Source organism: Hymenobacter psoromatis (genome assembly GCA_001596155.1).
Classification (GTDB): domain Bacteria; phylum Bacteroidota; class Bacteroidia; order Cytophagales; family Hymenobacteraceae; genus Hymenobacter.
Genome location: CP014771.1, coordinates 503,991 through 516,533 on the forward strand (window position 1 = coordinate 503,991; position 12,543 = coordinate 516,533).

General features: G+C 60.4%; 11 protein-coding genes. 4 read left to right on the forward strand and 7 right to left on the reverse strand.

Features of this window, described 5'->3' with window-relative positions; genetic code table 11:
- Positions 1-133 precede the first annotated feature (133 nt).
- From A0257_02245 to A0257_02260, 4 genes are all read right to left on the reverse strand, one after another.
- Entirely contained in the window at positions 134-814 is a 681-nt protein-coding gene (locus tag A0257_02245) for a Fe-S cluster assembly protein HesB (protein AMR26035.1), read from the reverse strand.
- Between the two features lie 39 nt (positions 815-853).
- Entirely contained in the window at positions 854-1,525 is a 672-nt protein-coding gene (locus A0257_02250) for a hypothetical protein (GenBank protein ID AMR29586.1), read from the reverse strand.
- Between the two features lie 66 nt (positions 1,526-1,591).
- Positions 1,592-2,863, reverse strand: coding sequence for a sodium:proton antiporter (locus A0257_02255; GenBank protein AMR26036.1), 1,272 nt, complete (start codon positions 2,861-2,863; stop codon positions 1,592-1,594).
- Between the two features lie 317 nt (positions 2,864-3,180).
- Positions 3,181-4,227, reverse strand: coding sequence for a threonine aldolase (locus A0257_02260; protein AMR26037.1), 1,047 nt, complete (start codon positions 4,225-4,227; stop codon positions 3,181-3,183).
- 174 nt (positions 4,228-4,401) lie between these two features.
- Between A0257_02260 and A0257_02265 the strand changes: the two genes are divergently transcribed.
- Complete coding sequence (locus A0257_02265; GenBank protein ID AMR26038.1) at positions 4,402-5,055, forward strand: hypothetical protein; 654 nt, start codon at positions 4,402-4,404, stop codon at positions 5,053-5,055.
- A 202-nt stretch (positions 5,056-5,257) separates the two neighbouring features.
- On the opposite strand, the gene A0257_02270 is transcribed toward A0257_02265, so the two are convergent.
- Entirely contained in the window at positions 5,258-5,779 is a 522-nt protein-coding gene (locus A0257_02270; GenBank protein ID AMR26039.1) for a phosphodiesterase, read from the reverse strand.
- Between the two features lie 143 nt (positions 5,780-5,922).
- Between A0257_02270 and A0257_02275 the strand changes: the two genes are divergently transcribed.
- A complete protein-coding gene (locus tag A0257_02275) occupies positions 5,923-6,618 on the forward strand; it encodes an NUDIX domain-containing protein (protein ID AMR26040.1) in 696 nt (231 codons plus the stop codon).
- Entirely contained in the window at positions 6,618-7,115 is a 498-nt protein-coding gene (locus A0257_02280; protein ID AMR26041.1) for a hypothetical protein, read from the forward strand. Before A0257_02275 ends, A0257_02280 begins: the two co-directional genes overlap by 1 nt.
- A gap of 98 nt (positions 7,116-7,213) precedes the next feature.
- On the opposite strand, the gene A0257_02285 is transcribed toward A0257_02280, so the two are convergent.
- A complete protein-coding gene (locus A0257_02285; protein AMR29587.1) occupies positions 7,214-8,830 on the reverse strand; it encodes a phosphoenolpyruvate carboxykinase (ATP) in 1,617 nt (538 codons plus the stop codon).
- A 362-nt stretch (positions 8,831-9,192) separates the two neighbouring features.
- On the opposite strand from A0257_02285, the gene A0257_02290 reads away from it, so the two are divergent.
- Complete coding sequence (locus tag A0257_02290; GenBank protein AMR26042.1) at positions 9,193-10,758, forward strand: peptide ABC transporter; 1,566 nt, start codon at positions 9,193-9,195, stop codon at positions 10,756-10,758.
- Positions 10,759-10,862: 104 nt separating this feature from the next.
- Here A0257_02290 and groEL read toward each other — a convergent pair whose 3' ends face one another.
- The gene (gene groEL / locus A0257_02295; protein AMR26043.1) at positions 10,863-12,509 is read right to left on the reverse strand and encodes a molecular chaperone GroEL; all 1,647 of its coding nucleotides are present in this window, start codon (positions 12,507-12,509) and stop codon (positions 10,863-10,865) included.
- Positions 12,510-12,543 lie beyond the last annotated feature (34 nt).

Below are 12,543 nucleotides of genomic sequence, written 5' to 3' on the forward strand. Positions count from 1 at the left end.
GGTAGGGCAGGGAGGTTGGGGGTAACTTTAAGTTAATGCCCAAAGATAGGACGAGGTAGCGCGGACTCGCGAGTCCGCGCGTGGTATGGCTGAACAACATTCCCACGCGCGGACCCACAGAGTCCGCGCTACATTAGTCCCAGCCCATTTCTGAGTTGATGGCCGGCGCAGGGTCGAGCGATTTCCACAAATACTTGCAGGCCAGCGAGCGGTAGGGCCGCCAGGGCTCGGCCAGCAGCAGCATTTTTTTTTGTAGGGCGCGGCCGGTTTCCTCCAGGCCGTAGTGCTTGCGCATGGCGTTCTGGATGCCCAAGTCGCCCTCGCTGAACACGTCGGGCTGGTCGAGGGCAAATAGTTGCAGCATCTGGGCCGTCCAGCGCCCTACCCCCCTGATGGCGGTCAAGTGGTCGGTAAAGGCTTCTTCGCCGAGCTGGCTGAGGTGCTCGTAGTCGAGCAGGCCGCGCTCCTGGTAGTCGGCAATGGCTTTTAAGTAGCTGGCTTTCTGGCGCGAAAGGCCCGCCTCGCGCAGCTCGTCCTCGCTCAGGCGCAGCACTTCGCGCGGCTCGGGGTAACCATCGGGCCGGAACAGCGCCGTGAAGCGCCGCCAGATGGCCGCCGCCGCCTTGGTCGAAATCTGTTGGCTCACGATGGCGCGTAGCAGCGCCAGGTACAGGTCTTCGTGGGCGGCGGGGCGCACCGGGCCGGCCACTTTCGCAATGACCTGCGCCAGAATGGGGTCGGCCTGGCGCAGGTGGGCCAGGCCAGCGGCGTGCCAATGCGGTTCGGCGGCGGGAAGGGGGGTAGGGACGGGCATGAATAGCGAAACGGTATTTCTGGCGGCCAGGGCCAGCGGTCAATGAATTTTGCCGAACGAGTAAATATCCTCCGGCGCGGTCGGGACAGCAACAGTTTCGAGTACCTCCCCGGTTTCACTCAGGCGCAGGCCGGTGAGGCAGTGGCCATCGGCCGCGCCAGTGTCGAGGTAAATCGTGTCGGAGGCTTCCACGTGGTCTGGGCGGTGAGTGGGGGTAGGGGTGTGGCCCACCACTTGGCGCCGACCCAGATTACAGAGCGGGCCGCGCCGCCACAGCACGCCGTCCTCGTTGCTCGGGTCGAGCGGGTTGGGGGTGTCGGCGAAGCCAGCGTGGGAAAAAACCACGTGTTCGTTGCGCCAGCACAGCGGCCGCTGGCCGAGCCAGGCGGCGTGCCCGGCCAGCCAGTTGCGGTGCCGCTGATACTGCTGCAAGGTAGCCCTACCCCCCCAACCCAACCAAGCGCGGTAGGGGCCGTCGGGTCCCAGGTGCTCGGCCATTGCCCAGTCGTGGTTGCCCTGCAAAAACACGGTTTTCGTCGGGAAATCCTGGCCCAGCTGGCGGCACAGTTCCACGGTTTCGGGCGAGTAGTTGCCGCGGTCCACCAGGTCGCCGAGCTGCACCAGCGTTTCGTCGGCCGGCCGCCAGTGCGTCAGCAATTCGCGCAGCGTGTGTAGGCAGCCGTGGACGTCGGCAATGACAAAAAAGCTCATAAACAGGGCGGCGCGACGGAGCACCAGGCCCGGCCGCGCCAATCAATTGTACCAGAAGGCTTACGCTTACTCGTCGTCGTGAGATGTCTTCGACAGCCCCAGGTAGCGCACCAGCGGCCCAATGGTAAGGCCTTGCCCCACAATGCTGAACACCACCACTACGTAGGTCATGCCCACCAGCAGCTCGCGGGGCATCGTGTTGGGCAGGGCCAGGGCCAGGGCCACGGCCAGGCCGCCGCGCAGGCCGCCCCAGGTCAGCATCTTCACGGTGTGCCGGCCCGAGCGGTAGCGCCCACCCACCTGCAGCAGCTTCAGGGGCAGGGCTACGGCCACTACGCGCACCGCCAGCACCACCACGATGGCCACCAGCCCGGCCAGTATCGTGCTCAGGTGCAGGGGTAGGATAAGCATTTCGAGGCCCATCAATACGAAGAGCATGGCGTTGAGAATCTCATCAATTAGCTCCCAAAACTTATCCACGTAGTCTTGCGAGTGGTCCGACATAATGCTGCCCTTGCGGCTGAAATAGCCCACCAGCAGCCCGGCCATCACCATCGCCAGCGGCCCCGAGGTGTGCAGGTACGAGGCCAGCGCCGTGCCGCCCGTTACCAGGGCCAGCGTTATCAGCACTTCTACCTGGTAATTATCTACGGTGCGCAGCAGCCAGGCCGTGCCCAGGCCCAGCGCGGTGCCCAGCAGCATTCCGCCGCCGGCCTCTTCAGCAAAGAGCAGGGCCACGTGGCCCGGCGTAACGTTGCCGGTGCCCATCTCGGCCACCCGCAGCAGAGTAATAAAAATAACCACGCCTACCCCGTCATTAAACAGCGACTCGCCCACGATTTTCAGCTCCAGCGAAGCCGGCACGTTGGCCTTGGTGAGAATGCTGAGCACCGCCACCGGGTCGGTGGGTGAGATGAGCGCCCCAAACAGCAGGCAGGGCAGCAGCGGCACGTGCAGCCCCAGCAGCGGCAGCAGGTAAAAAAGGCCGGCCGCCACCAGCACCGTGCTCAGCACCGTGCCCATCGTAGCCAGCAGGCCCACTGGCCAGCGCAACTCACCCAGCCGCCGCGCATCCACGTTGATGGCCCCCGCAAACAGCAGAAACCCCAGCATCACCTGCATGAGCAAGGTGCTGAAATCCAGGCCGTCCACGAGGCGCGCAATGGCGATTACCGGCTTAAAGCCCGTTTTGCCCAGCTCCAGCAGCACCAGCGACGAGAGCAGGGCCAGCACCATCAGGCCAATGGCCATCGGCATTTTCAGGAAGCGGTGGTTGAGGTAGGCAAAGGCGGCGGCGGCGACTAGTAGCAGCGCCAGGGCATTAAAAAGTACGGGCATTCTTTCAAATAAGGGATGGCAAAAAAGTGAGGGGGTAGGGCATCGCCCCGGCACAAAGGTCAGACTCCCACTCGATTTTGCGCCCGCTTATTTTGGAAACCGCCAAGCGAGCCGTGTTCGGGCCAGCGTGCTTGAGTTAAGAGTTGAGAGTTAAGAGTTTAGGACTTAGGCAAAAGACGTTTGTCCTTGCGAGCATAGCGAAGCAATCGCCCCAGAACGATGGACGAACGACTGGCGTGGGTGTCGTTACTGGGGCGATTGCTTCGCTATGCTCGCAAGGACAAACATCTTTTGCCTAAGTCCTAAACTCTTAACTCTCAACTCTCAACTCTTAACTCAAGCGCCGCCACTACGCGCGCCACCATCGCATCGTCCACGTCGAGGTGCGTCACGAAGCGCACCCAGCTGCCGCCAAAGCCGCTGGCCCTGATGCCCTGCGCTTCGAGGCGGGCCAGAAAGTCGGCCACGGTCAGGCGGCTTTCATCGAGCCGGAAAATGACTAGGTTGGTTTCTGGCTCCAGAATTTCGGCCACGTAGGGCAGGGGCCGCAGCGCTTCGGCCAGCTGCGCGGCGCGGCGGTGGTCGTCGGCTAGGCGCGCCACGTTGTTTTCCAAGGCATACAGCCCGGCCGCCGCGAGATAGCCCGCCTGCCGCCAGCCGCCGCCCATGAGCTTGCGCAGGCGCTTGCAGCCCTTAATAAAATCGGCCGAGCCCAGCAGCACCGACCCCACCGGCGCGCCCAGCCCCTTGCTCAGGCACACCGAGATGGAGTCGAACAGCCGGCCGTAGTCCTCACTGCGCTGGCCCGTAGCCACCAGCGCATTAAAGATGCGCGCGCCGTCGAGGTGCAGCGCCAGGCCCTTTTGCTTGGCCAGCGCGGCAATGGCCTCCATATCAGCCCATTGGTAGCAGCTGCCGCCGCCGCGGTTGTGGGTGTTTTCGAGGCACACGAGCCGGGTAGTGGGGTAGTGCACATTGTTGGCGGGCCGAATGGCGGCCTCCACCTGGGCGGCGGTGAGGCGGCCGCGGTCGCCGGGCAACAGCGCCACCGAGGCGCGGGCCAGGTGTGCGATGCCGCCCACTTCCCACAAATACACGTGGGCCGTGGCCTCGCAAATCACTTCCGACAGCGGCAGGCAGTGCGCCTGAATGGCAATCTGGTTGGTCATCGTGCCCGAGGGGCAAAACAGGCCGGCCTCCATTCCGAAGCGGGCGGCCAGCGTTTCTTCGAGCCGGCGCACGGTGGGGTCTTCCTCATACACGTCGTCGCCGACGGGCGCAGCCTGCATAGCGGCCAGCATGGGGGGGGTAGGGCGCGTCACAGTGTCGGAGCGCAGGTCGATTACGGTTGCTTCAGCGGGCATGGGGTAGGGAATTCGGGGTGCTGGTGGCGAGCGTTAGGTTGAGCGTCGGTTTTTACCGGCAAAGAGCCGGCGCAAGGCTGCCTGGAGCTAGTATTGGAAATAAGGTTTGGGATTTCAAAGGTAAACCCGTATTTTTGCACCTCATTTGCCAGAAATCTAATTTCCCCGGAAATCATGTCCGTTACCCGTCTGAAGCGCAAGCACCGCAAAAACATTGCCCGTGCCAACAATGAAGTGCGCAAAATCAAGAACTTGCTGCGTACGCCCGTGCTGAAAAACGTGGACCTGGACGAGCTGAAGTCGAAATTTGGCCAGGCTACCCCGCCCGCCGTGGCTGCCAAGAGCAATGTGCCCCCGGCTCATCAGGAGCAGCCCGCCGCCCAGCCGACGGCAGCCCAGCCTGCCGCTAAGCCAAAAGCCCCCCAGTCGAAGGCCAAAACCGAAGCTCCGGCCGAAAGCCTGTTTGCCAAAGTAGCTCACGCTGCCTCGGCCGCCGCCGATACCGTGAAGCAAGCGGCTACCGATGCCGTGGAGGCCGTATCACACAATAGCGTAGTGGAAAAAGCCAAGGAGCTGGCTGGCGAAGCTGCCGACGCCGTAGCTCACAACAGCCTCGTGGAAAAAGCAACTGATGCCGTGCAGGAAGCCGCCCACAACCTGGTGGAAGGTGCCAAGCACGTGCTCGACAGCAAAAGCCCCGAAGCCAACCAGGCCACCGAAGCCAATCAGACCGGCACTGCCGGTTTCGACGCGGCGGAAGCCGAAACCAAGCCGGTGACCGAAGAAGGCCAGGCCGGCGAGCACCCCAAGCCCGAAATCGCGCTCTAACGCATTGCGCTGCCCCCATTATAGAAAGCGCCTGGCACTCGTTGCCAGGTGCTTTTCGTGTTTATACATAGCGCGAAGTAGGGTGCGGGGCTTGCCCCCGCCCGTCGTTGCCCGATTCTGGCGCAGGTTGTTCAACGACGGGCGGGGGCAAGCCCCGCACCCTTCTTTTCGCAATTCACTTCGTGATGAGTATGACCAGTGCTTACCGGCCCAGGTCCAGGGCAGCGGTGCGCGGGCCCAGCTCCACGGCGCGCAGGTCGAGCACCTTGCCCTTGTCGATGCTAAAGCGCAGCAGCGTGCGCACCTGGTGAAAGCCGTGCCGGCCGGCGGCACCGGGGTTCAGGGCCAGCAGCCCAAGCTTGGGGTCGGGCATGATGCGCAGAATGTGCGAGTGCCCGCACACGAAGAGGCCCGGCCGCGCCTGAGCCAGCAGTTGCCGGGCCGCCGGGGCGTAGTGCCCAGGGTAGCCCCCAATGTGCGTCATCACCACGCGCAGGCCCTCCACCACAAAATCCTGCACCAGGGGTTCGGTGCAGCGCACATCGGTACCGTCGATATTGCCATACACCCCCCGAAAAACCGGTGCCAGCCCCGTTAATTGCAGAATTAGCTCAGAGGAGCCAAAATCGCCCGCGTGCCAAATCTCATCCGCCTCGCGCAAGTGGTAGGCAATGCGCTCATCAAAGTAACCGTGGGTATCCGAAAGTAAACCAATCCGCGTCATATCTTCGGCAAAGATGCAACACTACCCGGTTGCGTCGTAAAAATCCGGTCCTCCCGTATCTTGCGGCGCTCCCCATCGTATGGGGCAGCTACCAGTGCAGGTGCCAATTTCTGGTAGCCCTCTCTTTTTTGAATTTTTTCCCGATGAACGTCTTCATCAACGACGTGCCGCTGATTATTAAGAATTTCAGCGACAAAGTATACAAACATAAATACGACCTCGTGCTCGGGGCCGGCGACGATTTTACCAGTAAAGACCTGGTAGGCGACGTGCTCGTGCGCGATGCTACCCCCGTTTTTCTGGACCGCCTGCTGCGGCTGATGGAAGTGAAAAAGCTCAAAAAGCTGGATTCACTCACCATGCTGGTTCGCAAAAAGAAGAGTCTTATCCTGCACCTGAAGGACCAGTTTAAGATTGCCAAGGCGGCCGGTGGGCTCGTGGTGAAAAACGGCCAGGTGCTGATGATTTATCGTCTGGGCAAATGGGATTTGCCCAAGGGCAAGCTCAAAAGTGAGGAAGACGTGGCCCTCGGCGCCATGCGCGAGGTAGAAGAAGAGTGCAACATCAAGGTGGAGCTGGGCGAAAAATTGCCCAGTACCTGGCATTCATATGCCTACAAAGGCAACAAAATGCTCAAAAAAACCAGTTGGTTTGTGATGAATTGCCTCGATGACTCGGTGATGCGGCCCCAAACCGAAGAATATATCGAGGAGGTTCGCTGGATGTCGCCCCAGGATGCCCTGGCCCGGCTCGAAGAGTCCTACGCCTCCATCACGCTGGTGGTGCGCCACTACCTGAGCGAAATGGCCGGCAAGCCCGCTAAGGCGGCCTCCGATTAATGCGCGACCGGGCCAAGAATCTGCTGGCTCATGGCTATCGCACCAGCCTGCGACTGGCGGCCTGCTGGGCAGTGGCCGGCTGCTCGGGCGCGCACGAACCCGCGCAAACAGCGCCTACCCCTCCCCGCGCCAGCGTAGTCGCCACGGCCAACGTGCCCGCGCTGCTGGGCAAGTCCATCGATAGCTTGCGCGGCAAGCTGGGCCCGGCGCAGGCCCTGCCTGCCAATTATAAGGACCCGTTAGAGACCATTACCGCCGCCGCTCCCACCACCGATTCCCTGGCGGCCTTTCGCACCGGCGGCCTCACCGTGGTGGCCAGCTACGACGCCCGCACCCGCCAGGTGCGCGACCTGCTGGTGCTGGGGCAGCACGAAGACAGCCTCCTGGCGCGGGCATCGCTGCGAGCCAGCGCGCGCAACTACCTTATTATGCCGGTTTTCTTCGCCAATAAGCCCGGCCATTTATTGGGGGTGCGCGTTGTTGCTATCAAGCCATAGCTCATCTGGTAAAAAGTAGGTGCGGGGCTTGCCCCCGCCCGTCGTTGAACAATCCGTGCTAGATTCGTTCAACGACGGGCGGGGGCAAGCCCCGCACCCTACGCCTCGACCGCTATTTTTGGTGCGCCCGCCAGAATATCAGCGTTGGCGAACTCGGCGTATTTCTCAAAGTTTTTGATGAATTTTTCGGCCAAATCGGAGGCCGTGCGGTCATACGCCTCTTTGTCGCGCCAGGTGTGGCGCGGGTCCAGAATCTCGGTGGGCACCCCCGGCACGGCACCGGGCACGGCCACCCCAAAGATGGGATGGGTGCGGAAGGTTACCTCGCTGAGCACGCCCGAGAGCGCGGCCGTAATCATGGCGCGGGTGTGGGCCAGCTTCATGCGCTGGCCAGTGCCGTAGCTGCCGCCCGACCAGCCCGTGTTGACCAGCCACACCTGCACGGTGGGGTTTTCGTCTAGCTGATGGCCCAGCATCTCGGCGTAGCGGGTTGGGTGCAGGGGGAGGAATACCTGCCCGAAGCAGGCCGAAAACGTGGTTTGGGGCTCCAAGATGCCCATTTCGGTGCCCGCCACCTTGGCCGTATAGCCGCTCAGAAAGTGGTACATGGCGTGGCTGCGGTCGAGCTTGCTGATGGGGGGTAGCACTCCGAAGGCATCGGCCGTGAGGAAGAAAATATGCTGCGGCGCGGTTCCTACGCTCGGCAACACGGCATTTGGGATAAAATCGATGGGGTAGGCGGTGCGCGTATTTTCGGTTACGCTTTTGTTGGCGTAGTCCACGGTGTGCGTATCGGGCCGGAAGCGCGTGTTTTCCACGATAGCCCCGAAGCGAATAGCGTCCCAAATTTCGGGCTCCTTGGCCTGGTTCAGGTCAATCACCTTGGCATAGCAGCCACCCTCAAAGTTGAAAATGCCCCCCTCGGGCGTCCAGCCGTGCTCATCGTCGCCAATGAGCCCGCGCGCCGGGTCGGTCGAGAGAGTCGTTTTGCCCGTGCCCGACAGGCCAAAGAAAATAGCCGTGTCGCCCTGCGCGCCCACGTTGGCCGAGCAGTGCATGGGTAGGGTCTGGCGCTGGTGCGGCAGCAGGTAGTTGAGTACCCCAAAAATACCCTTTTTCATCTCGCCGGCATAGGCCGTGCCGCCGATAAGAATGAGCTTTTCGGTGAAGTTAATAATCGCGAAGTTCTTCTGGCGGGTGCCATCCACAGCTGGGTCGGCTTCAAAGCCGGGCGCGCAAATAATACTGAAATCAGGCGTCCAGGTAGTATCGGCGGTGGCCTCGGGCCGCAAGAACAGGTTGTAGCAGAAGAGATTATGCCAGGCCAGCTCATTTACCACGCGCAGCTTGAGCTGGTAGTCAGGGTTGGCGCCTGCGTAGGCGTCGCGCACGAAAATCTCCTTATCGGCTAGGTAGGCCACCATCTTCTGGTGCAGCTGCGTGAACTGGGCCGGCGCGAAAGGAATGTTGATATCGCCCCACCACACGCTCCCAGCGGTGCCAGCATCCTGCACAATAAACCGGTCTTTGGGCGAGCGACCGGTAAATTGGCCGGTGTCGCACATGAGCGCGCCCGTATCCGTTAGCTGGCCTTCGCCCCGGCGCAGGGCGTGCTCCACGAGCGCGGCAGGCGGCAGGTTTAGGTGCGCCTGGGGCGGCGCTTGCGGAAAGCCAAGGGGAGCCAAGCGTGCTGCAACAGCTTTGTGGTCAGCCATGTAAAAAGTGCAAAAAGGGTAAAAAATGGGTAGGAGCAGGGTAAGGAAAATCGAAGTGCACAACTTGGCTGCCCGAGCAGCTGGTGCTAACATTTGCGGAGAATAATTGCGCTGCTTGCAGTAAAAAACAGCGCTGTCCCCACAGACGGGAAGCCCCTAGATGAGTTTAATACAAAGGTAAGTAAGATTAGCGAAAATTCGCTGCAAGTGCGGATTCGCTAAGCGCAAGCCGGGCCTGTTTGGCTGCTCGTTGAGTTTAGTTGGCCGGCATTACCCCAAAGTTTTCTTAGCTTTACCCACCCCCGGCCCGTCGTGGCCTGTGGGCTTTTTACTTTCTCTTTCTTTATCCCCTCGTTACCCACATGCAACCTGCTACCGCCAGCCTGCGCCCGCAACCGCCCCAAACGGCCTCGGGCAGCCACCCGCGCGGCCTCTACCTCCTGTTTGCCACCGAAATGTGGGAGCGCTTCAGCTATTACGGCATGCGCGCCGTGCTGGTGCTGTTTCTCATCGACGCCATGCGGATGGATAAGGCCTTCGCGTCGAAGTTCTACGGTGGCTACACCAGTCTCATCTACTTAACGCCCCTCATCGGGGCCTACATCTCAGACCGGTACTGGGGCAACCGCCGTTCCATCCTCACCGGTGGGCTGCTGATGGCTGTAGGGCAATTCACGCTCTTTGCTTCGGCCAGCATTTACGGTGGGGTTCAGGACCACCCCCTTAGCCATTGGCTGCTATACCTGGGTTTGGGGGCCATGATTGTGGGTAATGGGTTTTTCAAACCCAATATCTCGTCGATGGTGGGCTCGCTCTACACGCCGGGCGACAAGCGCAAGGATGCGGCCTACACCATCTTTTACATGGGTATCAACCTGGGCTCACTCATCGGCAATACTATTACCAGTCTCTTAGGCGATACCGGGCGCTCCCAGGATTTTCGTTGGGCTTTCCTGGCCTGCGGCATCGCCATGACGTTTGGCACGCTTGTCTTCAACTGGGGCAAAGGCAAATACCTGCATACCCCGGAGGGCCAGCAGGTGGGCCTCACGCCCACTCACTCGACCACAATTAAAGGCATTTTTGCTCTTTTGCCCGTGCTGCTGGTATTAATACTGGGTATCCTGTACCTCGACTCGGCCAAGTTCCCCACCATTGCCCCTCTGCTGCTTGTCGCGGTGATAGGCATCGCCGTCATGATTTTCAGCGATAAATCGTTGTCAAAAGCTGATATTCAGGGAGTAATTGTTATTTTCGTAGTATCGTTCTTTGTGGTGTTCTTCTGGGCTGCATTCGAACAGGCCCCGGCCTCGCTCACCTTTTTCGCCAAGGAGAATATGAACCGCACGCTGTTTGGTATTACGCTGCCGCCCAGCATCTTCCAAAATCTGAACGCCTTCTTTGTCATTGCCGGAGCCCCCGTTATGGCCATGCTTTGGACGGCTCTAGGCCGGCGTGGCAACGAGCCACCCTCCCCCGTAAAAATGGCTATTGGCCTGGCGCTACTAGCCCTAGGCTACCTGGTTATGTGCTTTGGGGTGAAGGACTTGCAGCCGGGTGTCAAGGTCAGCATGTTCTTCCTGGTGGCGCTGTATTTCTTTCACTCTATCGGCGAGCTGTGCTTGTCACCCATCGGCTTGTCGCTGGTCAATAAGCTTGCCCCGGTCAAGTTTGCCTCGCTGCTAATGGGCGTGTGGTTTTTGGCCAACGCCGCCGCCAACTACTTAGCTGGCTATATGAGCAGCCTTTACCCCGACCCCCAGTCGAAAGCCCCTGCCCCGGTGTTGCTCGGCTACCATATCAACAATCTTTACGACTTCTTCATGGTCTTCGTCGTGTCGGCCTCAGTAGCCGCCGCTATTCTACTCGTTATCAGCCCTAAACTGGTAAATATTATGAAGGCCCGCGAAGCTGAAGCTATCGTTTAGCTATAACCTACGTCCACAAAAAGCCCCGCCGGACCAACGTCCAGCGGGGCTTTTTAATGGGCCACCGAATCAGCGCAATCCGCTAAATCAGCGTCAATCCGCGGTTACATCATGCCGCCCATGCCACCCATTCCGCCCATGCCACCATCGCCGTGGCCGGCACCGCCGTCCTTAGGCTCAGGCTCGTCCGAGATAACGGCCTCAGTCGTCAGCAGCAGGCCGGCGATAGAAGCAGCATTCTCCAGCGCCAGGCGGGTTACTTTGGTCGGGTCGATGATACCAGCGGCCGTGAGGTTCTCGTAGCGGTCCTCGCGGGCGTTGTAGCCAAAGTCGCCTTTGCCGTCCAGCACTTTCTGCACTACTACCGAGCCTTCGCCACCAGCGTTTTGCACGATGGTGCGCAGAGGCGCTTCGAGGGCCGTGCGGATGATATTGACACCCGTGCGCTCGTCGCCGTTCAGGGTAGTAACCGCATCAAGCGCCTCAATGGCGCGCACCAGGGCTACGCCGCCGCCGGGCACCACGCCTTCCTCCACGGCAGCGCGGGTAGCGTGCAGGGCATCGTCCACGCGGTCTTTCTTCTCCTTCATTTCTACCTCCGTGCTGGCACCGATGTAGAGAATGGCTACCCCACCCGACAACTTGGCCAGGCGCTCTTGCAGCTTCTCCTTGTCGTAGTCCGAAGTAGTGGTTTCCATCTGCGCTTTAATCTGGTTAATGCGCGAGGTGATATCCTCCTTCTGACCTTTGCCATTGACAATCGTAGTGTTGTCTTTGTCAATGATGACTTTCTCAGCCGTGCCGAGGTAATCAATCGTCGCGTTTTCCAGCTTGTAGCCGCGCTCTTCCGAAATCACCGTACCACCCGTGAGGGTAGCGATATCTTCGAGCATAGCCTTGCGGCGGTCGCCGAAGCCGGGAGCCTTTACGGCCGCGATTTTCAGCGAACCGCGCAGCTTGTTTACTACCAGCGTAGCAAGGGCCTCACCGTCAACATCTTCCGAGATGATAAGCAGCGGCTTGCCGGTCTGAAGCACTTGCTCCAGCACGGGCAGTAGCTCCTTCATGGTGCTCACTTTCTTGTCGTAGATGAGGATGTAGGGGTTCTCGAACTCCGTCTCCATCTTCTCGGGGTTGGTCACGAAATAAGGCGAGAGGTAGCCGCGGTCAAACTGCATGCCTTCTACCGTCTTCACTTCGGTTTCGGTGCCACGGGCTTCTTCCACCGTGATAACACCTTCTTTCCCAACCTTATCCATCGCGTCAGCAATCATCTTACCGATTTCCGCGTCGTTGTTGGCCGAGATGGTACCTACCTGCGCGATTTCGGCGCTGTTGGCAATCGGCTTTGACTGGGACTTCAGGTTGGCTACGACGGCAATAACGGCCTTGTCGATGCCGCGCTTCAAATCCATCGGGTTAGCGCCGGCGGCTACGTTCTTCGAGCCAGCCGTGTAAATGGCCTGGGCCAATACCGTAGCAGTGGTAGTGCCGTCGCCAGCCTGGTCGGCCGTCTTGCTCGCCACTTCCTTCACGAGCTGCGCGCCCATGTTCTCGATGGGGTCGCGCAGCTCGATTTCTTTCGCTACGGTTACGCCGTCCTTCGTAATAGTGGGTGCGCCGAACTTCTTGTCAATGATAACATTACGACCCTTGGGGCCGAGCGTTACTTTAACGGCGTTCGCCAGTTTATCCACGCCGCGCTTCAAGCGGTCGCGGCCTTCGGTATCAAATTGAATGTTCTTAGCCATTGTGGTGGGCAAGTTAGAATAGTAGGAGGGGGTA